This window comes from Cellulomonas dongxiuzhuiae (assembly GCF_018623035.1).
GTDB lineage: Bacteria > Actinomycetota > Actinomycetes > Actinomycetales > Cellulomonadaceae > Cellulomonas > Cellulomonas dongxiuzhuiae.
Window position 1 is genome coordinate 2,377,108 of sequence record NZ_CP076023.1, and the last position, 24,497, is coordinate 2,401,604.

19 protein-coding genes are annotated in these 24,497 nt (G+C 74.6%); 11 read left to right on the top strand and 8 right to left on the bottom strand.

Translation table 11 applies throughout. From position 1 onward, the window contains the following. The first annotated feature begins 3 nt into the window (after positions 1 to 3). Positions 4 to 1,485 carry a leucyl aminopeptidase gene (locus KKR89_RS10635; protein ID WP_208195320.1) on the top strand — a complete coding sequence of 494 codons (1,482 nt, stop codon included), beginning with the start codon at positions 4 to 6 and terminating at the stop codon, positions 1,483 to 1,485. 57 nt (positions 1,486 to 1,542) lie between these two features. On the opposite strand, the gene KKR89_RS10640 is transcribed toward KKR89_RS10635, so the two are convergent. Continuing rightward, entirely contained in the window at positions 1,543 to 1,902 is a 360-nt protein-coding gene (locus tag KKR89_RS10640) for an oxidoreductase (RefSeq protein WP_208195321.1), read from the bottom strand. Positions 1,903 to 2,102: 200 nt separating this feature from the next. Here KKR89_RS10640 and lpdA point away from each other — a divergent pair, with 200 nt between their 5' ends. The 3 genes from lpdA (at position 2,103) to KKR89_RS10655 (ending at position 6,404) form a co-directional block, all read left to right on the top strand. Continuing rightward, positions 2,103 to 3,485 (top strand): dihydrolipoyl dehydrogenase, encoded by a 1,383-nt coding sequence (gene lpdA, locus KKR89_RS10645; RefSeq protein WP_208195322.1) that lies wholly within the window; start codon positions 2,103 to 2,105, stop codon positions 3,483 to 3,485. A 29-nt stretch (positions 3,486 to 3,514) separates the two neighbouring features. Continuing rightward, a complete protein-coding gene (sucB, locus tag KKR89_RS10650; protein ID WP_208195323.1) occupies positions 3,515 to 5,350 on the top strand; it encodes a 2-oxoglutarate dehydrogenase, E2 component, dihydrolipoamide succinyltransferase in 1,836 nt (611 codons plus the stop codon). A 136-nt stretch (positions 5,351 to 5,486) separates the two neighbouring features. Further along, the gene (locus tag KKR89_RS10655; protein WP_208195324.1) at positions 5,487 to 6,404 is read left to right on the top strand and encodes a TIGR01777 family oxidoreductase; all 918 of its coding nucleotides are present in this window, start codon (positions 5,487 to 5,489) and stop codon (positions 6,402 to 6,404) included. On the opposite strand, the gene KKR89_RS10660 is transcribed toward KKR89_RS10655, so the two are convergent. Genes KKR89_RS10660 through KKR89_RS10670 form a run of 3 tightly spaced genes read right to left on the bottom strand, consistent with a single transcriptional unit; the run spans position 6,376 to position 11,162 of the window. Beyond that, positions 6,376 to 7,761, bottom strand: a complete 1,386-nt coding sequence (locus KKR89_RS10660) for a serine/threonine-protein kinase (RefSeq protein ID WP_208195325.1) — start codon at positions 7,759 to 7,761, stop codon at positions 6,376 to 6,378. The genes KKR89_RS10655 and KKR89_RS10660 overlap by 29 nt on opposite strands. Before the next feature lie 57 nt (positions 7,762 to 7,818). Continuing rightward, positions 7,819 to 8,865 (bottom strand): Gfo/Idh/MocA family oxidoreductase, encoded by a 1,047-nt coding sequence (locus tag KKR89_RS10665; RefSeq protein ID WP_208195326.1) that lies wholly within the window; start codon positions 8,863 to 8,865, stop codon positions 7,819 to 7,821. Between the two features lie 20 nt (positions 8,866 to 8,885). Then, positions 8,886 to 11,162, bottom strand: a complete 2,277-nt coding sequence (locus tag KKR89_RS10670; RefSeq protein ID WP_243882231.1) for an MMPL family transporter — start codon at positions 11,160 to 11,162, stop codon at positions 8,886 to 8,888. A gap of 54 nt (positions 11,163 to 11,216) precedes the next feature. Between KKR89_RS10670 and KKR89_RS10675 the strand changes: the two genes are divergently transcribed. Together KKR89_RS10675 and lipB are read left to right on the top strand one after the other, a co-directional pair. After that, positions 11,217 to 11,699: a MarR family winged helix-turn-helix transcriptional regulator gene (locus KKR89_RS10675; RefSeq protein WP_208195742.1), complete on the top strand. Its 483-nt coding sequence runs from the start codon at positions 11,217 to 11,219 to the stop codon at positions 11,697 to 11,699. Between the two features lie 10 nt (positions 11,700 to 11,709). Further along, entirely contained in the window at positions 11,710 to 12,396 is a 687-nt protein-coding gene (gene lipB, locus KKR89_RS10680) for a lipoyl(octanoyl) transferase LipB (protein WP_208195328.1), read from the top strand. A gap of 3 nt (positions 12,397 to 12,399) precedes the next feature. Here lipB and KKR89_RS10685 read toward each other — a convergent pair whose 3' ends face one another. After that, positions 12,400 to 12,903 (bottom strand): flavodoxin domain-containing protein, encoded by a 504-nt coding sequence (locus KKR89_RS10685; RefSeq protein ID WP_208195329.1) that lies wholly within the window; start codon positions 12,901 to 12,903, stop codon positions 12,400 to 12,402. A 151-nt stretch (positions 12,904 to 13,054) separates the two neighbouring features. Here KKR89_RS10685 and lipA point away from each other — a divergent pair, with 151 nt between their 5' ends. Together lipA and KKR89_RS10695 are read left to right on the top strand one after the other, a co-directional pair. Continuing rightward, positions 13,055 to 14,068 carry a lipoyl synthase gene (gene lipA, locus KKR89_RS10690; RefSeq protein WP_208195330.1) on the top strand — a complete coding sequence of 338 codons (1,014 nt, stop codon included), beginning with the start codon at positions 13,055 to 13,057 and terminating at the stop codon, positions 14,066 to 14,068. A 52-nt stretch (positions 14,069 to 14,120) separates the two neighbouring features. Continuing rightward, complete coding sequence (locus KKR89_RS10695; protein WP_208195331.1) at positions 14,121 to 14,861, top strand: DUF4191 domain-containing protein; 741 nt, start codon at positions 14,121 to 14,123, stop codon at positions 14,859 to 14,861. Positions 14,862 to 14,892: 31 nt separating this feature from the next. Here the strand turns inward: KKR89_RS10695 and KKR89_RS10700 are convergent, their stop codons facing one another. Further along, positions 14,893 to 15,396, bottom strand: coding sequence for an RDD family protein (locus tag KKR89_RS10700; RefSeq protein ID WP_208195332.1), 504 nt, complete (start codon positions 15,394 to 15,396; stop codon positions 14,893 to 14,895). A gap of 177 nt (positions 15,397 to 15,573) precedes the next feature. Between KKR89_RS10700 and glnA the strand changes: the two genes are divergently transcribed. The 3 genes from glnA (at position 15,574) to KKR89_RS10715 (ending at position 20,141) form a co-directional block, all read left to right on the top strand. Continuing rightward, positions 15,574 to 16,998, top strand: coding sequence for a type I glutamate--ammonia ligase (gene glnA / locus KKR89_RS10705; protein WP_208195333.1), 1,425 nt, complete (start codon positions 15,574 to 15,576; stop codon positions 16,996 to 16,998). A gap of 228 nt (positions 16,999 to 17,226) precedes the next feature. Further along, positions 17,227 to 18,699 carry an MFS transporter gene (locus tag KKR89_RS10710; RefSeq protein ID WP_256443121.1) on the top strand — a complete coding sequence of 491 codons (1,473 nt, stop codon included), beginning with the start codon at positions 17,227 to 17,229 and terminating at the stop codon, positions 18,697 to 18,699. 140 nt (positions 18,700 to 18,839) lie between these two features. Beyond that, positions 18,840 to 20,141: an alkaline phosphatase gene (locus tag KKR89_RS10715; RefSeq protein WP_208195335.1), complete on the top strand. Its 1,302-nt coding sequence runs from the start codon at positions 18,840 to 18,842 to the stop codon at positions 20,139 to 20,141. Positions 20,142 to 20,178: 37 nt separating this feature from the next. Here the strand turns inward: KKR89_RS10715 and KKR89_RS10720 are convergent, their stop codons facing one another. Both KKR89_RS10720 and KKR89_RS10725 read right to left on the bottom strand, forming a co-directional pair. Beyond that, on the bottom strand, positions 20,179 to 21,408 hold the full coding sequence (locus tag KKR89_RS10720) for a cytochrome P450 (RefSeq protein ID WP_208195336.1): 1,230 nt from the start codon (positions 21,406 to 21,408) through the stop codon (positions 20,179 to 20,181). A gap of 47 nt (positions 21,409 to 21,455) precedes the next feature. Further along, complete coding sequence (locus KKR89_RS10725) at positions 21,456 to 24,497, bottom strand: bifunctional [glutamine synthetase] adenylyltransferase/[glutamine synthetase]-adenylyl-L-tyrosine phosphorylase (protein WP_208195337.1); 3,042 nt, start codon at positions 24,495 to 24,497, stop codon at positions 21,456 to 21,458.

The window sequence follows — 24,497 nt, forward strand, 5'->3', positions numbered from 1 at the left end:
CGCGTGATCTCGCTGACCTCCTCCGACCCCAGCCAGCTCGACGTCGACGCGGTCGTCGTGGGCGTGCACGTCCAGGGCACCTCCGTGGTCCCGGTGGGCGCCGACTGGCTGCCCGCCGAGCTGACCCGCCAGATCGCGCAGGACGGCGCACGCCTGGGCATCACCGGGGCGGTCGACGAGGTCCGCCGCCTGCCGGGCGCGGGCCTGCACGCGACGACCCTGGTCGTCACGGGCCTGGGTGAGGGTCCGCTCGACGCCGGCACGCCCGCGGGCGCGGAGCTCCTGCGGCGCGCGAGCGGCGCCGCGACGCGTGAGCTGTCCGGCCTGGGCTCGGTGGCCCTCGCGCTGCCCGCGGCCGACAGCGACGCGGTCGCCGCGATCGCCGAGGGCGCGCTGCTCGGCGCCTACGTCTACGACCGCTACCACGTCCAGGACGGGCCGGTCGGCCGCATCGAGGTCGTGACGCCCCTCGCGCGCGACAAGGCGGCCCTGAGCGCCCTGGCACGTGCGGAGGTGCTCGCGGCGGCCGTGCACGGGACGCGCGACCTGGTCAACGCCGCACCCAACGACCTGTTCCCCGCGGCGTTCGTCGACGCCGCGAAGGCGGCGGTCAAGGCCTCGGGCGCGAAGTCCCTCAAGGTGACCGTGCTCGACGAGAAGGCGCTGGCCGCCGGCGGGTACGGCGGCCTCGTGGGGGTCGGGCAGGGCTCGGTGCGCCCGCCGCGCCTCGTCAAGGTCGCGTACGCACCGAGCCGGGCGAAGGTGCACGTCGCACTCGTCGGCAAGGGCATCACGTTCGACTCGGGCGGCATCTCGATCAAGCCCGCCGCCGGCATGGAGGCCATGAAGTCCGACATGGCCGGCGCCGCCGCGGTGCTGCACACCGTGCTGGCGGCCGCGAGGCTCGGCCTGCCCGTCGCGGTGACCGGCTGGCTGTGCCTCGCGGAGAACATGCCGTCGGGCTCGGCGCAGCGCCCGTCCGACGTCATCACGATCCGCGGCGGCAAGACCGTCGAGGTGCTCAACACCGATGCCGAGGGCCGCCTGGTCCTCGCGGACGGCCTCGTGGCCGCCGTGGAGGAGAAGCCGGACCTCGTCGTCGACATCGCGACGCTGACCGGCGCCCAGGTCGTCGCCCTCGGTCACCGCGTGTCGGCCGTCATGGGGACGGACGAGGCGCGCGGCGAGCTGGTCGACGCCGCCCACGGTGCGGGCGAGCAGTTCTGGCCCATGCCGCTCCCGGCCGACCTGCGTGCCGGTCTGAAGTCGAAGGTCGCCGACCTCGCCAACATCGGCGACCGCTTCGGCGGGATGCTCACGGCCGGCATCTTCCTGCAGGAGTTCGTCGGGGCGACGCCGTGGGCGCACCTCGACGTGGCGGGACCCGCCTTCAACGAGCGCACCGCCTTCGGCTACACGCCGGTCGGCGGCACGGGCGTGGGCGTGCGCACCCTCCTGCGACTGCTGGAGCAGCGCGCGTCCTGACGCGGGCCGGGCGGGTCCCGGTCCGGCGCCCTCGGGCGTCGGACGCCGGGGCTCGCCTCAGGCGCGTCCCGCCGCGCGGCGCTTGCGCTCGATGCGCTGCCGCGAGTTCCAGTCGCGCACCCGCTGCGGGTACCCCGTGCGCTGCACGTCGTACACGGGGATCTGCAGCTCGCGCGCCAGCGCTGCCGCGGCGCGCTCGTCGGGGACCTTGCGCCGCGTCCACTCCCCGTCGGTCGCGACGAGCATGAGCGTCGTCGGGGTGACGTTCGTCTGCGGCTCGACGTAGGCCTCCACGCCCACCCGGGTCGCCACGAAGTCCCGCAGGTACGACAGCGTCTCGGCCCGGGCCTCACGCCCCGCGGGCGCACCGGCGGGCGAGGTCGACCGGCCCGGGCGCCGACGCGAGAACAGACCCATGGCCGGAACCATACCGACGCCGACTGGGTCTCGCCTGGACGTGACCCGGGCTGACGCGGGCGGGTGGGCCACGCACCGGGGTCATGGGACGAATGTCACGGGACTCACACCCTCGGACGTGTCGGCCGGTTCGTCCGGGCGCGGACGGGATGACAAGATGGGCGCCGCAGCAAATCCCACACCCTGCGAGGAGTGCGCACGTGGCCGACAACGGCACCGCTTTCGACATCGTCGTCCTGGGCGGAGGCAGTGGCGGCTACGCCGCTGCTCTGCGCGCGGCCGAGCTGGGCAAGACCGTGGCACTGGTCGAGGCCGACAAGGTGGGGGGAACCTGCCTGCACCGGGGGTGCATCCCCACCAAGGCCCTCCTGCACGCGGCCGAGCTCGCTGACAACGCCCGCGAGGGTGCGCACTTCGGGGTGCACACGCACCTCGAGCGCATCGACATGGGCGGCGTGAACCAGTACAAGGACAACGTGGTCGGCCGCCTCTACAAGGGGCTGCAGGGACTCATCAAGTCCCGCAAGATCGAGGTCGTCGAGGGCTACGGCAAGCTGACGGGCCCGAACACCGTCCAGGTCGGCGACCGCACCGTCACCGGCGAGCACATCGTGCTCGGCACCGGCTCGTACGCGCGCTCCCTGCCCGGGCTCGACATCGGCGGCCGGGTCATCACGTCGGACCAGGCGCTGACCCTCGACTGGGTGCCGCGCTCGGCGATCATCCTGGGCGGCGGCGTCATCGGCTCCGAGTTCGCGAGCGTGTGGCGCTCGTTCGGTGCCGACGTCACCATCATCGAGGCGCTCCCCCACCTCGTCCCGAACGAGGACGAGGCGGTCTCCAAGGCCTTCGAGCGCGCGTTCCGCAAGCGCGGCATCGCGTTCAACCTGGGTGTGCGGTTCTCGGGCGTCACGCAGGACGACAACGGCGTGCACGTCTCGCTCGAGGACGGCAAGACGTTCGACGCGGACCTGCTGCTCGTCGCGGTCGGTCGCGGACCGAACACCGGTGGCCTCGGCTACGAGGAGCAGGGCATCACGCTGGACCGCGGCTTCGTCATCACCGACGAGCGGCTCCACACCGGCGTGGCGAACATCTACGCGGTCGGCGACATCGTCCCCGGCCTGCAGCTGGCGCACCGCGGGTTCCAGCAGGGCATCTTCGTCGCCGAGCAGATCGCGGGCCTCAACCCGCCGCTCATCGAGGAGTCCGGCATCCCGCGCGTGACGTACTCCGACCCCGAGGTGGGTTCGGTGGGCGTGACCGAGAAGCGCGCCAAGGAGCTCTACGGCGACGACGGCGTCGAGGTCCTCGAGTACAACCTGGGCGGCAACGGCAAGAGCCAGATCCTCGCCACCCAGGGCTTCATCAAGCTGGTGCGGAAGAAGGACGGCCCGGTCGTCGGTGTGCACATGATCGGTGCGCGCGTCGGCGAGCTGATCGGCGAGGGCCAGCTCATCGTCAACTGGGAGGCCTACCCGGAGGACGTCGCCCAGCTCGTGCACGCGCACCCCACGCAGAACGAGGCTCTCGGTGAGGCGTTCCTCGCGCTCGCCGGCAAGCCGCTGCACGCCCACAACTGACCCCAGGACACAAGGAGACACGAGCGGTCATGTCCGACAACGTGCAGCTTCCCGCGCTCGGTGAGTCCGTCACCGAGGGCACCGTCACCCGCTGGCTGAAGAACGTCGGCGACACGGTCGCCGTCGACGAGCCCCTGCTCGAGATCTCGACCGACAAGGTCGACACCGAGATCCCGTCGCCGTTCGCCGGCGTGCTCGAGCAGATCCTCGTCCAGGAGGACGAGACGGTCGAGGTCGGCGCCGCGCTGGCCGTCATCGGCTCCGGCGAGGGCGGCGGCGACGCCCCCTCGGACGAGCAGCAGGCACCCGCCGACGAGCAGCCGGCGCAGGCCGAGCAGCCCGCCGAGCAGGCGCCCGCCGAGGAGCCCGCTGCCGAGCAGTCGGCGCAGCAGTCCGTCGAGGAGCACGAGGACGCCCCGGCCCCGGCCGCGTCGTCCGGGGGCTCCGGTGGTGGCGCCGGTCAGGAGGTCACCCTCCCGGCGCTCGGCGAGTCCGTCACCGAGGGCACCGTGACCCGGTGGCTCAAGGCCGTCGGGGACGACGTCGCCGTCGACGAGCCCCTGCTCGAGATCTCGACCGACAAGGTCGACACCGAGATCCCGTCGCCCGTCGCCGGGACGCTGCAGGAGATCCGCGTCCAGGAGGACGAGACCGTCGAGGTCGGCGCGGTCCTCGCCGTCGTCGGGTCGGGTGACGCGGCGCCCGCCGCCGAGCAGCCCGCGGCGCCCGAGCAGCCGAAGGCCGAGGAGCCGAAGGCCGAGCAGGCCAAGGTCGAGGAGGCCAACGCCGAGCAGGCCAAGGCCGAGCAGGCGGAGGCCCAGCAGCCGAAGCAGGAGCAGGCCGAGGCCCAGCAGCCGAAGCAGGAGCAGCCGACGGCGCAGCAGACGGCACCGCAGGCCTCGTCGCAGCAGACTCCGTCGGCAGGCGGCTCGTACCTCACGCCGCTGGTCCGCAAGCTCGCGGCCGAGAAGGGCGTGGACGTCGCGACGCTCACCGGCTCGGGCGTCGGTGGACGCATCCGCAAGGAGGACGTCCTCGAGGCGGCCGCGAAGGCCGAGGAGGCGCGCAAGGCCGCCGAGGCACCGGCGGCACCGTCCGCCGCGCCGGCTGCACCTGCCAAGGCCGCCGCGCCCGCCGCGGTCTCCCCGCTGCGCGGGACGACCGAGAAGGCCAGCCGGCTCCGCCAGATCATCGCCGAGCGCATGGTCGAGGCGCTGCACACGCAGGCCCAGCTCACGACGGTCGTCGAGGTGGACGTCACCCGGATCGCCCGCCTGCGGGCGCGCGCCAAGGAGGACTTCAAGGCGCGCGAGGGCGTCAACCTCACGTTCCTGCCGTTCTTCGTGCAGGCCGCGGTCGAGGCGCTCAAGACGTACCCGAAGGTCAACGGGGTGCTCGAGGACAAGACGATCACCTACCACGGCCAGGAGAACGTCGGGATCGCGGTCGACACCGAGCGCGGGCTCCTGGTGCCGGTCATCCGCGACGCGGGTGACCTCAACATCGCGGGCATCTCGCGCAAGATCGCCGACCTGGCGACGCGCACGCGCGCCAACAAGGTGACCCCGGACGAGCTGTCGGGCGCCACGTTCACGGTGACCAACACGGGATCGGGTGGCGCGATCATCGACACCCCGATCGTGCCCGGCGGCACGTCCGCCATCCTCGGCACGGGCGCGATCGTCAAGCGCCCCGTGGTCGTCAAGGACGCGGACGGCGACGAGGTCATCGCCATCCGGTCGATGTGCTACCTGTGCCTGTCCTACGACCACCGCCTGGTCGACGGCGCGGACGCGTCGCGCTACCTCTCCGCGGTCAAGAGCCGTCTCGAGGAGGGCGCGTTCGAGGCCGAGCTCGGCCTCTGACGACACGCAGCACCCGCGGGGCCGTCCACCGACAGGTGGGCGGCCCCGCGCCGTCGCGGGCACGGGCACGACCCCGCCGCTCCCCCGCCGACGCCATCGCGCGCCGTGCGGGCCGCCGCTGGCTAGGGTGGCGGGCATGCGCGTGCTCGTCGCCGGGTCGTCCGGTCTGGTCGGGACGGCGCTCGTGCGGCACCTGCGCGAGTCCGGCCACGACGTCGTCCGTCTGGTGCGCCGGGCACCTCGCTCCTCCGGTGAGGCCGGGTGGGACCCGGTCGCCGGCAGCATCGACACCGCGGCGGTCGCGGCGAGCGACGCGGTCGTGGACCTCGCCGGCGTGAGCGTCGCCTCCCGCCCGCTGACGGCGGCGCGCAAGCGCGACATCGTGACGTCGCGCGTGCAGACGGCCGGCCTGCTCTCCCGCAGCCTCGCCCGCCTGGCCGCCGGCCGGGAGGACGAGGCACCGCGCGTGCTCCTGCAGGCGTCGGGCATCGGCGCGTACGGCGACCGCGGTGACACGCTGCTGCGCGAGGACGAGCCGCTCGGCGACACGTTCTTCGCGAACGTCGTGCGCCGCTGGGAGGCCGCGACGGCGCCCGCCCAGGAGGCCGGCGTGCGGGTCGTGCACCTGCGCACGGGCATCGTCCTGAGCGCGCACGGCGGTGCCGCGGCGCCCCTGCTCCTACCGCTGCGCGCCGGTGTCGCGACCCGGCTGGGATCGGGCCGGCAGTACTGGAGCTGGATCAGCCTGCTCGACGAGGTCCGTGCCATCACGCACCTGCTGACGCGGCCCGTGCGCGGACCGGCCAACCTGGTGGCACGCGCCGACCGGCACGAGGACCTGGTGGCGGCCCTGCGCACCGCCTGGGGCGCGCACCTCACGCTGCCCGTGCCCTCGCCCCTCCTACGAGTCGCCCTGCGCGACTTCTCCTCGGAGGTGCTCGGGTCGATCAACGCCGACCCCGCCGTCCCGCGGGCCTCGGGCTTCGTGCCCCGGCACGGCACGGCGACCGAGGTGGCGCACTGGCTCAGGGCGTCGCGCCGCCCGGCTCCCTGACGTCCCACACGCGCCAGCCGGCGGGCGTCCAGCGCAGGACGAGCTCGACGGTGCGCGCCGCCGTCGCGGGGACGTCCGTGCGCTCGCCCGTCGGCGCGACGCGCACGTGCGCGCTCATCGTCGACGTGACCTCGACGGTCACGTCACCGTCCGGTGCCGTGCCGGTGGCGGTGACGGTGGTGACGTCGACCGTGAGCCCCTCGCTGCGGGCCCCGGCCAGGCCCCCGACCAGGGCCTCGTCCGCCGCGAGTGCCGGGGATCCGGCGACCTCGATCACCGCGACGCCGGCCGCGTCCGCCGCAGCGAGCGCCGCCGCGCGCAACCGGGTCAGCGCCGCGGCCGCGGCCGCCGGGTCGTGCTCGTCGGCCAGGGCGGCCCGGTCGTCGCCAGCACCCGGGCCCACCCCCGGCGCCGTCGCGGACGGCGACGCGACGGCCGACGGGGTGGCGGCGTCCGCCGGGAGGTCGGGCAACAACCGCACGGTGAGGGCCGCGCCGCCCCCGAGCATGAGGACGGCAGCCGCCACCACCGCCGGCCACCACCGCCGGCGTCGCGGCTCGCGGCGTGCGCGACGCGGCGGCGGCGGGGGCACCGTCGAGCGCGGGACGCCGCTGCGGCCGGTCTCGAGGGCCACCTGCGCCCCGGCGAGCTCGTCGGCCTCCGGGACCTGCACGGGCTCCGGCGAGGCGACCGCGAACACCGCCTCGACGACGTCGTCGGGCGTGGCGCGGCCGCGCAGCAGCGCCTCGAGCGCATCGCGCAGGCGGACCGCGTCCTCGAGGCCCGCCGCCAGGTGGGCGTCGAGCGGTGGCATCAGGCCCAGGAGCGCGGCGACGAGCCGGTGCACGTCGCCGGTCGCGGTCCCCACGCCGCGCAGCGCCCCCCGCAGGTCCACCAGGACGGGGACACCACCCGGGCGCACCACGACCCGGTCGGCGCCGACGGCGCCGTGCGCGAGCCCCGCCGCGTGCAGGACGGCCAGCGCCTGCGCGACGGGCACGGCCACGGTGACGACCTCACCGTCGGCCAGCGGCGGCCGGGCGGCGCGCACGGCGGCGAGGGTCGGGCCGGGCACGTGCTCGCACACCAGGGCGACGCGCCCCGGTCCCAGCGGATCGACCGCCAGCACGCGAGCGAGGTGCGGGTGGTCCAGGCCCGTCAGCACGCCCGCGCGCGCGGCGAGCGACCCGTCGACCGGGACGTCGGCGACCAGCACCTCGAGCCACGGCCCGTCCTCGCCCTGCGTGGGGCGCGCGACCCACCACGAGCCGTCGGTCCCCACGGGCGAGGCGACGCGCGCACCGTGCGCCTGCAGGAGCCGGGTCACGTCGTCCGGTGGCGGGGCGGCGGTGTGCACCCCGCCATCCAACACCGGCGTGCGGGCACGACGTGCGCGTCGTCCACAGGGCGCTTGTCAGTCGAGGAGCTGGGCGACCCCGGTCTCGGCGGCGACCCGCGCCGCGTCGAGGACCCGCGCCGTGGCGACCGCGTCCGCGGGGTCGACGGGGACCGGACCGTCCGCGCGCAACCACGCCTGCACGCCCCGGTAGAGGTCGCCGTGACCACCGGGCGCACGCGGCACCGGTGTGCGCTCCGCACCCCGCACGAGCCAGCCCTCGTGTTCCGGCTCCCCCGGCCGGCGACCCGCCTCCTGCGCGTCGTCCAGCACGGCGAACGGCGTCGGCTCACGCTCGAAGCTCGTCACGAGGTAGGCGCCGTGCTCGCCGAGCACGCGCGTCCTCGGTCCCGGCGCGCCGACGAGCCCGCCGCCCCACAGGTGCGACACGACGTGGTGGCCGGTGGCGTCGGGCGCGTGCTCGAGCGCGAGGAAGACGTCGTCGAGTGCCGGCGTCGTGAGCGCGCGCAGCTCGGCGTGCACGCGCCGCACGGGCCCGAAGAGCTGGACCGCCGAGTCGACGAGGTGCGCCCCCAGGTCGAGGAGCAGCCCCCCTGCGACGGGGTCCTGCTCCTTCCACCGGTGCTGCGGCTGCGGGCGGAACCTCTCCCAGCGCCGCTCGAAGCGGTGGACCCGGCCCAGCGTGCCCGCGTCGAGCAGGCCGCGCAGGGTCAGCTGCTCGGGGTCCCAGCGGCGGTTCTGGAACACGGTGAGGCGGCCGCCGCGCTCGCGCGCGAGACGCACCAGCGCGGCGGCCTGCGCCCGCGTGGTGGCCAGCGGCTTGTCGGAGAGGACGGCCAGGTCGGCCTCGAGCGCCGCCCGCACGTGCGCCGCGTGCTCGCCCGTGGGGCTGGCCACGACGACGAGGTCCACGTCGTGCGCGTCGGCGAGCAGGGCGTCGACGTCGGGCAGGACGCGCGCCGCCGGCCAGTCCGCGGCGACCTCGTCGCCGCGGTGGCGTGTGACGACGGCGACGACCTCCTGCCCCGTCTCGCGCGCGAGCCGGGCGTGGATCCCGCGCCCGGCTCCGCCGTACCCGATCAGCGCGATGCGCAGCGGCTCCATGCCGCCACTCTAGGAGCCGGTCAGGCCACGGGCGTCCGCGTGGGCAGCGCCGCGTGCGCACCGTGCTCCGGGCGTCGTGCCAGCGCGCTGGGCCACCAGGTGCGCGGTCCGAGGTCGTGGACGAGACCGGGGACGAGCAGGCTGCGCACGACGAAGGTGTCGACGAGCACGCCGAGCGCGACGATGAACGCGAGCTGCGCGAGGAACAGCAGCGGGATCACGGCCAGGGCGGCGAAGGTCGTCGCCAGGACGAGCCCGGCCGAGGTGATGACCCCGCCGGTCACCGCCAGGCCCCGCGTGACGCCCGCACGCGTCCCGACCGCCTGCGACTCCTCCCGGACGCGCGTCATCAGGAAGATCGAGTAGTCGACCCCGAGCGCGACGAGGAAGACGAACCCGTACAGCGGCACGACCGGGTCGGCGTCGGGCAGGTCGAGCACGTGGTTGAAGACGAGGGCCGAGATGCCGATCGCCGCCCCGAACGACAGCACGTTCGCCGCCATGAGGAGCACGCCCGCCACGACCGAGCGCAGGAGCAGCATGAGGATGAGGAGGATCACCACCAGCACGACCGGGACGATCACGCGCAGGTCCCGCTCGCTGGCGATCTGGGTGTCGAGGGTCTCGGCTGCGGGGCCACCGACGAGGGCGTCGGGCGCCACGGCCGTCACGGCCTCGCGCAGGTCGGCGACCGCGTCCACGGCGTCCTGGCTGTCCGAGGGCGCCTGCGTCACGACGTCGACCCGGACCCGGCCGTCGACGACGACGGGACGTGCCCCGGCCGCGCCGGGCGCTCCGCCCGGCGCGCCGGTGTAGGGCGCGGCCGACGCGATGCCCTCGACGTCCTCGGCGGCGGCGACCACCGCGTCGAGCTCGCTCTCGGGCACCACGACGATCGCGGGCTGCACCGCACCGGCGGGGAAGTGCTCGGCGAGCACCTCCTCCCCCGCGACCGAGTCGACGGGCGTGAGGAAGACGTCGGTCTGGCTGGTGCCCCCGGCGCGGAACGTCGGCACGAACGCGGCTGCGAGCAGCAGGGCGGCGGCGCTGACGATCCAGACGGGACGCGCGTGGCGCGCGACGAACCGCGCCCAGCGGGCCCACAGCCCGGGCCCCTCGGCGGGGTCGGCCGTCGTGGGGGCCACGGCGGTGGCGTGCTCGCCGTGCGTGGGCGCCTGCGTCGGGGAGGAGCCCACGCGGTGCGGCGCGCGCGGCCAGAAGAGTGCGCGCGAGCGGCGGCCGGCGACTAGGAGGAACGCGGGCAGCAGCGTGAGGGCGGCGAGCAGCGCCGCGCCGATGCCGATCGCGGCGACCGGCCCGAGGCTGCGGTTCGACGCCAGGTCGGACAGCAGGAGGCACAGCAGGCCGGCGACGACGGTGCCGGCGCTCGCGGCGATGGGCTCGAGCGACTGGCGCCAGGCGATGCGCATGGCGTCCGCCGGGTGGTCGACGTGGCGCAGCTCCTCGCGGTACCGCGCGACGAGCAGCAACGAGTAGTCGACCGCCGCACCGACGACGAGGATCGACAGGATGCCCTGCGCCTGGCCGTTGAGGACGAGGATGCCCGCGTCCGCGAGCTCGTACACGACGAGCCCGGCCAGCGCGAGGGCGAACACGGCCGTCAGGACGACCACCAGCGGGAGGAAGGGCGACCGGTAGACGACGACGAGGATGAGCAGGACGGCCCCGAGCGCGACGAGCAGGAGCAGCCCGTCGATACCGGCGAAGGCCGTGCCGAGGTCGGTGACGAAGCCCGCCGGGCCCGTGACCCACGCCTCCAAGCCCAGGTCGCCGGAGCCGCTCGCCGTGGCGCCGAGCTCGTCCTCCAGCGCCGCGCGCAGGTCGGTCACGAGGAGGTTGTTGAGGGACTCGTCGTCGACGAGCACCTCGGCCGCGGCGGCGTCCAGCGGGACGGCGAGGAGGATCGCCCGGCCGTCCTCGGAGGGCACGGGCGCGACCGGCCCCGTGAGGTGGTCGGCCCACGTCCCGTCCGGGACCGCGGTGCCCGGGAACTGCTCCGCGAACGCCGTGACGGCGGCGAGCTGCTCGGGTGTGACCTCACCCTCGTCCGCGGGGGTCAGCACGACGAGCGCGGGTAGGGTCTGCGTGTCGACGAACTCGCGGGAGGCCTCGGCCGCCAACGTGGACTGTGCCGACGACGGCAGGAACGCCGCGGCGTCGTTGGTCTGGACCTGGGACAGGCGTCCCTGGGCAGCGCCTCCCACCGAGGCGAGTCCCATCCAGACGACGAGCACCACGGCGACAGCGACCGCGCGGGCCACCGGATTCCTCAGCATGCTGAGTATCATGAACCGCGAGCGGCTACTCGGCAAACGGGAGGACGCGTGACCATGCAGCAGGGCCCGCCGCCGGACCACTGGCCGGTCGGCCGGATGCTCTCCGCGGCGGCGCGACGGATCGAGCGCGCCTGGGACGCCCACCTGGCGTCCTGGGACCTCAACCACGCGAGCCTGCCGGTGCTGGTCCACATCACCGTCGCTCCCATGTCGCAGCGTGAGCTCGCGGACGCCTGCGGCGTCACCGAGCAGACGATGAGCCGCGTCGTGGCACGCCTCGTGCGCACCGGCTACGTCACGCGCCGCCCGCACGCCGAGGACCGGCGCCGCCACGTGGTCGCCATCACCCCCGCCGGCGCCGCGGCGCTCGCGGCGTGCGCCGACCCCGGGCCCGCCCAGCAGGCCGTCCTGGGCCATCTGCCCCCCGACCGCCGTGCGCTGCTCGACGAGCTCATGCGCGAGGTCGTGGCTCCCTGGGGCGTCACACCCGGCCCGCCCGTCGACGCGGCCGACCGCCCGCCCGCGTCGAGGGCATAGCCTGACGCGCATGCGCGTCGACCCGCTCGAGCTCGGCACCCGTCTGCAGCCGTACGTGCCCACCTGGGACCTCCAGCGCGAGGTCCACGCCGCGGTCGCGGCCGGTGAGCGCGAGGACACGCTGCTGCTCGTCGAGCACGAGCCCGTGTACACCGCGGGCAGGCGCACGGCGCGGTCCGACCGGCCTGTCGACGGCACGCCCGTGGTCGACGTGGACCGCGGCGGTCGCATCACCTGGCACGGCCCCGGACAGCTCGTCGGGTACCCGATCGTCCGCCTCGCCGAGCCGGTCGACGTCGTGCGCTACGTCCGCGCCCTCGAGGAGGCGCTCATCCGCACGTGCTCCGACGTCGGCGTGGACGCGGGCCGCGTCGACGGACGCAGCGGCGTGTGGCTGCCTGCCGACGACGTCACGACGTCACCGCGCCCGCGGCGTGCGCGCAAGGTCGCCGCGATCGGCGTGCGCGTCGCGCGGGGCACGACCATGCACGGGTTCGCGCTGAACTGCACCGCGTCGCTCGACGGGTTCTCGCGCATCGTGCCGTGCGGCATCGACGACGCCGACGTCACGACGCTGTCCGCGGAGACCGGGCGCGCCGTCACGATCGCCGAGATCACGCCCGTCGTCGTCGCCCACCTGCAGGACGTGCTCACGCCCCTCCTCGCCGCGCGCGACGAGGCGACCGCCGACCGCTGAGCGCTACGCGTCCTGCTGGATCGCCCGCAGAGCCGTCGCGATCGACCCGGCCCACGTGCGGACCGCCTCGAGGTCCCGGTAGTCGCCCGCGTCGGCCCGGGTGAGGGCCACGAGCGCCCGCTCCGAGATGTTGAGACCGTCGCGGTCCAGCCGCCCGGTGAACATCGCGACGTCGCGGGCGCCGGTGGTGCGCGCGATGTCCGCCACGTCGTCCGGCACCGTCTCCGGCATCGGCGGGTCACCGACCGGGCCCGACCAGAACAGCCACGACGGCCGCTGCCGCAGCTGCCCCGCCTGCCGGTCGACCAGGTCGCGCAGCCCCAGCGCGAGCCTGCCGACGTACACCGCGGAGCCCATCACGACCGCGTCGTACGGATCGACGTGCTCGACGTCGTCGGGTTCGACCTCGTCGACGTCGTGACCGGCCTCCCGCAGCCGTGCGGCGACCTCCGCACCCATCTCCCGCGTCGCGCCGTGCCTCGACGCCACCGTCACCAGGACGCGCACCGTGCCACCTCCTCCAGGGTCGGCCGCAGCGCCCGGACCCGGGGTCGCGACCGTCTCGTCCAGCGTCCTCCTCGTCGTCCGCGAGCGCACGGGACAGAGGTCCCCGTCACACCCCGGGACCAGCGCCACGACGGCGGGCTACGCTGACGCCGTGACGATCGCACCCGAGGGACGCCGGATGCTCCGGGTGGAGGCACGCAACGCCGCCACCCCGATCGAGAAGAAGCCGGAGTGGATCCGCACCCGGGCGACGACCGGCCCGGAGTACAGCGAGCTCAAGGGCCTGGTGCGCCGCGAGGGCCTGCACACGGTGTGCGAGGAGGCGGGCTGCCCCAACATCTTCGAGTGCTGGGAGGACCGCGAGGCCACCTTCCTCATCGGCGGCGACCAGTGCACCCGGCGCTGCGACTTCTGCCAGATCGACACGGGCAGGCCCGCCGCGCTCGACACCGACGAGCCGCGCCGCGTCGCGGAGTCCGTCCAGGCCATGGGTCTGAAGTACTCCACGATCACGGGCGTCGCACGCGACGACCTGCCGGACGGCGGCGTGTGGCTGTACGCCGAGACGGTCCGCCAGATCCACGCGCTCAACCCCGGCACCGGTGTCGAGCTGCTCATCCCGGACTTCAACGCCGTCCCCGAGCTGCTGGACCTCGTCAACGAGTCCCGTCCCGAGGTCCTGGCGCACAACCTGGAGACCGTGCCGCGGATCTTCAAGCAGATCCGGCCGGCTTTCCGCTACGACCGTTCGCTGTCCGTGCTGACGCGTGCGCGCGACGCCGGCCTCGTCACGAAGTCGAACCTCATCCTCGGCATGGGCGAGACGACCGAGGAGGTCGTCGAGGCGCTGCGCGACCTGCACGAGGCGGGCTGCGACCTCATCACGATCACGCAGTACCTGCGGCCGTCGGTGCGCCACCACCCGGTCGCACGCTGGGTGCGTCCCGAGGAGTTCGTCGAGCTGTCCGACGAGGCCGAGCGCATCGGCTTCCTCGGGGTGATGTCCGGACCGCTCGTGCGCTCGTCGTACCGCGCCGGGCGGCTGTGGGGCCAGGCGATGCGGCGTCGCGGCCTGGAGATCCCCGCCGCGCTCGCGCACCTGGGCGAGCCGACGACGGCACGCCAGGAGGCCTCGGCCCTGCTCGCCCGCAGCACCGCGGTCTGATCCGCGGGACGCCGCGCGGGCGCACGCGCCCGCGCCGGTAGACTCCCGGGTCATGGCACGCGAGCGCTCCACGTCCCCGCAGGGCTCCTCCCCGAGCACGGGGACAGGCACCGGGAAGGTCAAGAAGACCCGCTGGTACCACCAGGTCTGGCAGGCGTTCCAGATCACCCGGCAGTCGGACCCCGCCGTCACCTGGATCATGCTCGGCGTGTTCCTGGGCGTCGTCGCGGTCGGCGCCGTGATCGGCATGCTCGTCGACCAGCTCGTCTACGTGCTCGTGCTGAGCATCCCGTTCGCCCTGCTCGGCGCGCTGTTCGTGCTGACCCGTCGCGCCGAGAAGGCCGCGTACACGCGCATCGAGGGTCAGCCCGGCGCCTCGCTCGCCGCACTCGGCACCCTGCGCCGCGGGTGGACCTTCGCGCAGGAGCCCGTCGCGGTGGACCCGCGCACGCAGGACCTCGTGTTCCGCGGCGTCGGACGCCCTGGCGTGGTGCTCGTGGGCGAGGGCCCGGACCACCGCATCGGCAAGCTGCTCGAGGCGGAGCGCAAGCGCACCGCGCGCGTCGTGTCCGGTGCGCCGATCCACCTCATCCAGGTCGGCAACGGCGAGGGCCAGGTGCCGCTGCGCAAGCTGCCCCGTGCGGTGACCAAGCTGAAGCCCCAGCTCACCAAGGACGAGGTGGCCGTCGTGCTGCGCCGCGTCACGTCGCTCGGCGCGGCGAAGCTGCCCGTCCCCAAGGGCATTGACCCGATGCGGGCGCGTCCCGACCGCAAGGGGATGCGGGGGCGCTGACGCGCGGGCGTCGCGACGGTCGGGCCAGGCGTCAGCGGCGGACCAGGACCGTCCCGGCCGCACGGTCGTGCAGGCCGCGACCGTCGCCGTCCCACACGGCCGCGGGCAGCACGAGGCACAGCAGGGCGGTGCGGACCAGCGCCGCGAGCAGCCCCGGCGGACCGCCCGACACCGGCGACGACCCTGCCGGCGGCTGCGGGAGCGTCCGGCGCACCTGCAGGCCCATGAGCCGGTGGCCGAGCGTGTGCCCGAGCGCGCCGACGAGCACGAGGTTCTCGAGCGCGAAGACGGCCAACGTGCCCAGCGAGTCGCCACGCAGCAGGAACAGCCCGTCGCTGCGTGCCGGCAGCAGCAGCGCCGACACGGCGAGGCACGCGACCCAGTCGATCGAGAGCGCCGCGAGCCGTCGACCGAGGCGCGCGAGCGACCCCGGACCCGTGGGCGCGAGACCCAGCCGCGCACCGCGCACGCCGCCGTCGTCGCGGCCACCGGGACCGCCCTCGAGCCACGAGCCCACGGAGTCGCGCGTCACCATGCGTCCAGCGTACGTGCGCGGCCCGAACGGCCCGACGCGCCCGTCGTGTCGTGCGATCGTTACCTCGCAAGCAGGTCCGTAACCTCCCGGAAACAAGGGGGCCACGGCAGGGAAACCCGCTCCTCCTAGCCTCGCTCTGCCCGGGACGACCGGGCACCATCGACCGAGGAGCAGCGGATGTTCACCAAGCCAGAGGAAGTCCTGGCGTTCATCAAGAGCGAGGACGTCAAGTTCGTCGACGTGCGCTTCTGTGACCTGCCGGGCGTGATGCAGCACTTCAACGTGCCAGCCGCCTCGCTCGACCTGGACTTCTTCACGGACGGCCAGATGTTCGACGGGTCCTCGATCCGCGGCTTCCAGGCCATCCACGAGTCGGACATGAAGCTGGTCCCGGACGTGGCGACGTCGTACGTCGACCCGTTCCGCGTCGAGAAGACCCTGAACATCAACTTCCACATCGTCGACCCGTACACCGACGAGCCCTACAGCCGCGACCCGCGCCAGGTCGCCGCCAAGGCGGAGGCGTACCTCAAGTCGACCGGCATCGCGGACACCGCGTTCTTCGCGCCCGAGGCCGAGTTCTACATCTTCGACGACATCCGCTTCGAGACGAAGCAGAACGCGTCGTACTACTACATCGACTCCATCGAGGCCGCGTGGAACACGGGCCGCAAGGAGGAGGGTGGCAACCTCGGCCACAAGACGCCCTACAAGGGCGGCTACTTCCCCGTGCCGCCGGTCGACCACTTCGCCGACCTGCGCGACCAGATCTCGCTGCAGCTCGACGCACTCGGCCTGCAGGTCGAGCGCGCGCACCACGAGGTCGGCACGGCCGGTCAGGCCGAGATCAACTACCGCTTCGACACGCTCGCCAAGTCCGCGGACAAGGTGCAGCTGTTCAAGTACGTGGTGAAGAACGTGGCGCACGAGAACGGCCGCACGGCGACGTTCATGCCGAAGCCGCTGTTCGGTGACAACGGCTCGGGCATGCACGTCCACCAGTCCCTCTGGAAGGACGGCGAGCCGCTGTTCTTCGACGAGAAGGGCTACGGCGGGCTGTCCGACCTGGCGCGCTGGTACATCGGTGGCCTGCTCAAGCACGCCCCCTCGCTCCTCGCGTTCACGAACCCGACGGTGAACTCCTACCACCGCCTGGTGCCGGGCTTCGAGGCCCCCGTCAACCTGGTCTACTCGGCCCGCAACCGCTCCGCGTGCATCCGCATCCCGGTGACGGGGTCGAACCCGAAGGCCAAGCGCGTCGAGTTCCGCGTGCCGGACCCGTCGTCGAACCCGTACCTCGCGTTCGCGGCCATGCTCATGGCCGGCCTCGACGGGATCCAGAACCGCATCGAGCCGCCGGACCCGATCGACAAGGACCTGTACGAGCTGCCCCCCGAGGAGCACGCGCTCATCCAGCAGGTCCCGGGCTCGCTGTCCGAGGTGCTCGACAACCTCGAGGCCGACCACGACTGGCTCACGGCCGGCAACGTCTTCACGCCGGACCTCATCCAGACGTGGATCGACTACAAGCGCTCGGCAGAGGTCGACCCGATCCGGCTGCGTCCGCACCCGCACGAGTTCGAGCTCTACTACGACGTCTGAGTCGTCAGGTGTCACGGCTGCTCCCGTGAGCGCCTGACCTGTAGGAAACGGCACCCCCGTCGCCCTCGTGGCGGCGGGGGTGCCGCGCGTGCGGGAACGCGCGACGGTGTGCGGCGCCCCCCGAGGCGCGCCGAGGGCGTCGAGGCGTCGCATGCGGCCTTCCCTCGCAGAGGGTGCCCGCTCGCGGTGACGCTGGCCCGCGCCTAGCGTCGGTGCCATGGCGCCGACGTGGCGGGGGACGTCGCGCCGCGACCCGGTGGGCCGCGGCCGGACGGGCCTGCGGTGAGCCCGCGCGCGGCACCGGGGATCGCGACCGTCGTGGTGGCGGTGGCCGTGGCGGTCGCCGACGTCAGTGCCGTCAACTCGGTGCTGCCGGAGCTGCGGCGCGACCTCGGGGCCGACGCGAGCGACCTGCAGTGGGTCGTCTCGGGCTACGTGCTCACCTACGGCCTCGCGATGATCGTCACCGGCAGGATCGGCGACGCCCGCGGTCGACGACCGACCTTCCTCACCGGTGTCGTGGTCTTCACCGTGGCGAGCGTGCTCGCCGCGGTCGCGCCCGGGCCCGGTGTGCTCGTCGTCGCGCGGCTCCTCCAAGGCTTCGGCGCGGGGTTCCTCAACCCCCAGGCCATGGCACTCGTCCGCGAGCTCGTGCCGGAAGGGCCGAGACGTTCGGCTGTCTTCGCGCTCTACACGGCTGTCGTCGGTGCCGCGCTCGCCGTCGGCCCGCTCCTCGGCGGGCTGCTGGGTTCGGTCGGCTGGCGGTGGGTGTTCTGGGTGAACCTCCCCCTCGGCACGCTCGTCCTGCTCGCCGGCCTGCGCGTGCTGCCACGTGCCGTACCCACGGGGGCGAGGGTCCTTCCCGACGTGCCCGGCGTGGCGCTGCTGTGGGCCGGCCTTTCGCTGCTGCTCATACCGCTGCTCGAGCTCTCCGACCTGCCGGCCGGGGTGGTCGTCGCCGGACTGCTGTCGGCGGTGGTCGCGCTCGCGGCCTTCGTCGTCCGGGAGCGCCGGACCGCGGCGCGCGGTGGTGCACCGGTCGTCGACCTCGCGCTGTTCCGTGACCGCTCGTACACCTGCGGCGTCCTGCTCAACACCACGTACCAGGCCGGGCTCACGGGCGTCGTCTACGTGCTCACGCTGTACCTGCGCAGCGGGCTCGGGCTCGACCCGGTCGTCGCCGGCGCCGCGCAGCTCCCCGTGGCACTCGGCGCGCTGCTCGTCGCACCCTTCGCGGCACGGCTGGCACGCCCGCGCCGCGGCGAGCTCACGGGGGTCATACTGCTCGTCGTCGGCTCGGCAGCCGCGTGGGCTGCCGTCGAGGTGCTCCCCGACGCCGGCACCACGATCGTGTGGGCGCTGGCCGTGCCACTCCTCGTCGTGGGCGTCGGCAGCAACCTCGTCTCGGCGCTCAACCTCGGCGTCACCAACGCGCGGATCCCCGCCGAGGAGGCCGGCAGCGCCAACGCCCTACGTCAGACCACCGCCCGCATCGGGTCCGCGGTCGGCACGGCCACCGTCGGTGCGCTGCTCGCCGCGGCACTCGCGCCCGCCGGCCTCGGCACGGCTGCCCGGGCGGACTGGGACCGTGCCATGAGCGCGGGCATGGCGCTGTCGGTGGCATTCCTTGCGGCCACGCTCGTGCCGGTGCTCGTCGACCTCGTCGCGACACGACGCGAGGTCCGCGCAGCCCGCTCCTAGCGAGGGCACCACCTGCGGAGGCAGCCAGGAGAGCCTTCGGCCGGCCGCTTGCGCGGCCCTTCGGCGGCGCCGAGCATGGCCCGGAGGCCCCGGGGGGGCGACGTCATGACGGACGACGGCGTCCGAGGACGGAGCGGAGCATGCGCAGGCTCGACCTACGTCAGGGATGGTTCGCGACGGGCGGAGTCGTCGCCCTCGCGCTCGGGCTGGCCGCGGGAGGTGCGGACGACGCCCGCGGGGAACGCGGCAAGCCCCACCCGCAGCGCGCAAGGAACGTCGTCCTGCTCGTCGGGGACGGGCTGGGCATCGGCGCCCGGGACGCGATCCGGCTGGCGACCGTGGGTCACGACGGCACGCTGGCGATGGACCAGCTGCGGTACGCGGGCTGGACCCGGACCGACTCGGCGGACCCCGACGAGGCGGTGACCGACTCCGCGGCGAGCGCCACGGCGTTCGCCACCGGGATGCGCACGTACAACGGCGCCGTCGGCGTCGACGCCGACGGGCGCCCCGTGACCAGCCTGCTCGAGCACGCGACCGCGCTGCGGAGGTCGACCGGCCTCGTCACGACGGCACAGGTGACGGACGCGACGCCCGGAGCCTTCGGCGCGCACGTGGCCGACCGTGCCGACCAGAGCGAGATCGCCCGCCAGCTCGTCGAGGAGTCCAGGCCGGACGTCGTCCTGGGCGGCGGGGAGGACTGGTGGTACCCGGAGGGCGACGAGGGCGCGTACCCGGACGATCCCGATGACCCGCGCCCTGAGGTGAGCCGCAGCACGCTCGGCAACCTCGTCGACCTCGCCGTCGACAACGGCTACACCTACGTCAGCACCCCTCAGCAGCTCACCGCCACGGATGCCCGACGGATCCTCGGCCTGTTCGCCAACGAGGAGATGTTCGAGCAGGCCCCCGAGGGGCAGGGCGACGAGTACGCCCCGGTCGTGCCGCTGCGGACCATGACGCAGAAGGCCCTCGACGTGCTCTCCGAGGACCGCGACGGCTTCTTCCTGCTCGTCGAGGAGGAAGGCATCGACGAGATGGCGCACGCCAACAACGCGGGCCTCGCCATCCGCGCCGGTCAGGCGTTCGACGAGACCGTCGCCCTGGTCCGCGACTTCGCGGCGCAGCGGCGCGACACGCTCGTCGTCGTCGTCGGGGACCACGAGACCGGTGGCCTGGCGGTGGAGAACCTCGACCCCGACGACGAGTCCGGCGACGGTGCGAGCACCTCGCCGGAGGTGCTGCAGAGCGGCGAGGACGGGCCGTTCGACATCGCGGGCAGCACGCTGACGTTCACCGTCGACTGGACGACGAGCGGCCACACCGGTGGTGCGACGCCGCTGACGGCGCAGGGCCCGGGTGCCGAGGAGCTCGCGCGGACGCAGCACACCACCGACGTGTTCGCGACCGTTCTCGCCGCCATGCGCCACGGTCGCGGCTGACCCGGGCGGCGGCTCCCGTACGGGACGCGCCGACGCCTCACCGCGGCAGGGGCACCCGCCGCACGCGCAGCGCCGTGAGGTCGTACCCCTGGCTGAGCTCGCTCCACCGGACGCGGGGCGGACCGGCGGCCGCGAGGTCGTCGCGCAGGAGGGCGGAGACGAACACCTCCGCCTCCGACGAGGCGAGCGGCGCACCCGGGCACCGGTGGTGACCGTCGCCGAAGGCGAGGACGGCCGGTCCGGACGCACGTGCCATGGCCCGCTGGGGCTGCACCGCGTGCGGGTCGGCGCCCACGACCCGCTCGTCGGCGTTGACCGCCCGGACGTCCACGTCGATCAGCGCACCGGCCGGCACCTCGACCGGGCCGTCGGGACCGTCGAGCGTCAGCGGAGCCGTCGTGCGGCGCAGCAGGTGCCCGACCACGGGCTCGACGCGCAGCACCTCCTCGATGATCGCGACGCGGCCGTCGCGGTCGGACGCGCGGTACCGCGCACGCAGCGCGTCGTCGTCGAGCAGGTGCCACACGGCCGCGGCGATGAGCTCCCGCGTCGTCGCCATGCCCGCCGCCGCGTAGGTGACGCACTCGGTGAGGATCTCCAGGTCCGAGTAGCCGGCGTCGAGCAGGGTGCTGATGAGGTCCTCACGCCGACGACGTCGCCGCGCGCGGATGGCCGGCTTCACGTCGAGCAGGTAGAACCTCAGCATGGCGGTGCCGCGCAGCGCCTCGCGCAGCCCGGCGAGCGGTGAGCCCGGCCGCGGCGGTGGTGCGAAGAACTCGTCCAACCGGGCGCGCATCCGCGGGGACGCACCGTGGTCGAGGCCGATGACCCGGGACGCGACCTCGACGGCCATCTGCATGCTGAGCCCGGTCAGGTCCGTCCACCGGTCGGTGCGCACCTGCGCGACGACACGCTCCGCGGTGTCCCGCATCCAGTCCCGGTAGCCGGCCACCACGCGCGGGGCGAACAGGTGCGCCGCCGCGCGGCGCTGCGCGTGGTGCGCCTCCCCCTCGACGAACAGGATCGGCGGACGGATCCGCACCGGTCCCCCGCTGCCGAGCTCCTCGGCACCGAAGCCCGCCTGCCGGGTGTGCTCGGGGTGCCGCAGCACGGTGCGTGCCAGCGCGTGCGACCGGATGCGCCAGCGGGGTCGGTCCCCGGGGACGTGCTCGATGTCGGGGCCGCTGCCGTCGTCGGGCTGCGCGAGCTTGCGCACCGGGCAGCCGGCCGTCGCGCCGAGCGTCTGACCGTCCGCCGTGGTCGTCACCCGTTCGACTGTAGGGGCTCACCCTTCCGGACGACCAGACCCCGCCGTCAGCCGTAGAAGACGCGCTCGACGACGGCCCGCGCGCGCCGCGCCGTGCGCAGGTACGTCTCCTCCAGCATCGCGCCCGACCCCGGGGGGTGACCGAGCACGCGCGCGACGCCCGCGAGCGCCGTCCGGTCGTGCGGCAGGACGTCGGCGTGCGCACCCTCCGCGCGTCCTGTCCACAGGACGTTCGCGTCGCGCACCCGGGACGCGAGCAGCCACGCCTCGCGCAGGACGGCCGCGTCGGCCGCCTCGAGCAGCCCGGCGTCCCGCGCCGCGTCGAGTGCGTCGAGCGTCGAGGTCGTCCGCAGGCCGGGCACGGCGTGCGCGTGCTGCAGCTGCAGCAGCTGGGCTGTCCACTCGACGTCGCTGATCCCGCCGCGACCGAGCTTGAGGTGCCGCGAGGGGTCGACACCGCGCGGCAGCCGCTCGGCCTCGACCCGTGCCTTGATGCGCCGGATCTCGCGCTCCGTCGCGGCGTCGAGACCACCGGCGGGGTACCGCAGCGGGTCGACGAGCGCGACGAACCGCTCCCCCAGCTCCTGGTCCCCGGCGACCGGCCGCGCGCGCAGCAGCGCCTGGCTCTCCCACGGGGACGACCACCGCTGGTAGTACTCGACGTGCGCGTCGAACGACCGGGCCAGCGGGCCGTTGCGCCCCTCGGGACGCAGGTCGGCGTCCACGCTCAGGGTCGGCTCGGGCCCGACGCTGCCCAGCAGCTGACGCACCCGCGTGGCCACGGCCACCGCGAAGTCCTGCGCCACCTTGCCGTCGGCTCCGGGCACGGGGTCGTGCACGAACATCACGTCGGCGTCCGACGAGTACGCCATCTCACGCCCGCCCAACCGGCCCATCGCCACGACGAGGAGCCGGGTCGGGCTCGCGTCCAGCCCCGCGGCGGTGCGGGCGTCGGACTCCGCGACCCGCAGCGTGCCGGCGAGCACGGCGTCGGCGGTGACCGTCAGGCTCTGCGACGCCCGCACGCCGGTCGTCACGCCGAGCACGTCCGCGACGGCCGTGCGCGCGAGCTCGCGCCGGCGCAGCGCGCGCAGCGCCGTGACCGCGGGCACCGGCTCGGCCGCGCGACGCAGGACCGCGTCCGCCTCCGCCTCCAGCCGCTCGGCCGACCGGGGGGCGAGCTCGGCGTCGTCGTCGAGCCACGTGACGGACTCCGGTGACCTGCGCAGGGCGTCGGCGGCGTACCGCGACGTCGAGAGCACCTGCGCGAGCCGTTGCGCCGCGGTGCCGGAGTCGCGCAGCAGCTTGAGGTACCAGTGCGTCGTGCCGAGCTGGTCGGACAGCCGCCGGAACGCCAGGAGCCCGCCGTCGGGGTCGGCGCCGTCGGCGAACCACCCCAGCATCACGGGCAGCAGCTGCCGCTGGATCGCGGCGCGGCGCGAGACGCCGTCGGCGAGTGCCGCGATGTGCCGCACGGCGCCGGCGGGGTCGCGGTAGCCGATCGCGGCGAGGCGCGCGCGTGCCGCCTCCGGGGCGAGGCTCGCCTCCGCCGTGGACAGCCGCGCCGTGGCGGGCAGCAGCGGGCGGTAGAACAGCTCCTCGTGCAGCCTGCGCACGTCGCGGCGGGTGGTGCGCCAGCGCTCCAGGAGCCCCTCGGGGCCCTCCACGCGCAGCCCCATCGTGCGGGCCAGGCGCCGCAGGTCGGTGTCGGAGGTGGGCACCAGGTGGGTGCGCTGCAGGCGGTGGAGCTGGATGCGGTGCTCCATCATCCGCATCCAGCGGTAGCAGACCGCGAGCTGCGCGGCGTGCTCGCGTCCCACGTACCCGCCGGCGGCGAGCGCCGCGAGCGCCGTGAGCGTGCTGGGGCTGCGGATCGTCTCGTCGGCCCGTCCGTGCACGAGCTGCAGGAGCTGCACGGTGAACTCGACGTCGCGCAGCCCCCCGACCCCGAGCTTGAGCTGGCGGTCCGCCTCGGCGCGCGGCACGTGCGCCTCGACGCGGCGGCGCATGGCCTGCGAGTCCTCGACGAAGTTCTCGCGCTGGACCGCGGACCACACCAGCGGGTTGACGGTCTCGACGTAGGCGCGCCCGAGGTCCGGGTCCCCCGCGAGCGGGCGCGCCTTGAGCAGCGCCTGGAACTCCCACGTCCTGGCCCACCGCTCGTAGTAGGCGCGGTGGCTGGCCAGCGTCCGCACGAGCGGGCCGTCCTTGCCCTCGGGGCGCAGCGCCGCGTCGACGGGCCACAGCGCGGGCTCCCCCGCGGGCGCCGAGCACGCGCGCGCGAGACCGGCCGCCAGGCGGGCCCCCGTGACCATCGCCTCGTCCTCGGGCGTGCCGTCCACGGGCTCGGCGACGTAGATCACGTCGACGTCCGACACGTAGTTGAGCTCGCGCCCGCCCGCCTTGCCCATCCCGATGACTGCGAGGCGCACGCCGCGCCCGTGGTCGTCGAGGTCGGCTCGTGCCAGCGCGAGCGACGCCTCGAGCGCCGCCGCCGCGAGGTCGGCGAGCGCCGCACCGACACCGGGGAGCCGGCTGAGCGGGTCGCCGCAGGTCAGGTCGGTCGCGGCGATGCGCAGCAGGCGCGAGCGGTAGGCGCGGCGCATCGCGTCCACGCCCGGGACTCCCGCGAGGCCCGCCACGGGGACGTCCGCGTCGGGGTCCGCGTCCACGGCCCGCAGCAGCTCGGCGCGCACGTCCGCGGCGGGCACGCCCGTCCCCGGGGTGCTGTCCGCGACCACCCGCAGGGTGGCCGGGTGAGCCGCCAGGGTGTTGCCGATGGCGACGGACGCACCGGTGACGGCCAGCAGCCGCCGACGTGCGGGGCCGGCGTCGGCCAGCACGTCGTGGAGGAGACTCGACAGCGCGGGGTCCCGGCGCACGGCACCCGCGACCTTCGCGATCGCCAGCAGCGCGGCGTCGGGGTCACCCACGTCGGCCAGGTCGCCGACGACGTGGTCCACGACGTCGGGGTCGACCGCCGTCAGCGCCGCGTCCGCCAGCAGACGCTCGGCACGCGGCACGTCGGCCACGCCCACGCGCGTCAGGCGGGTCGCGAGCGAGGACCCACGGCCCGTGGACGTGGACAC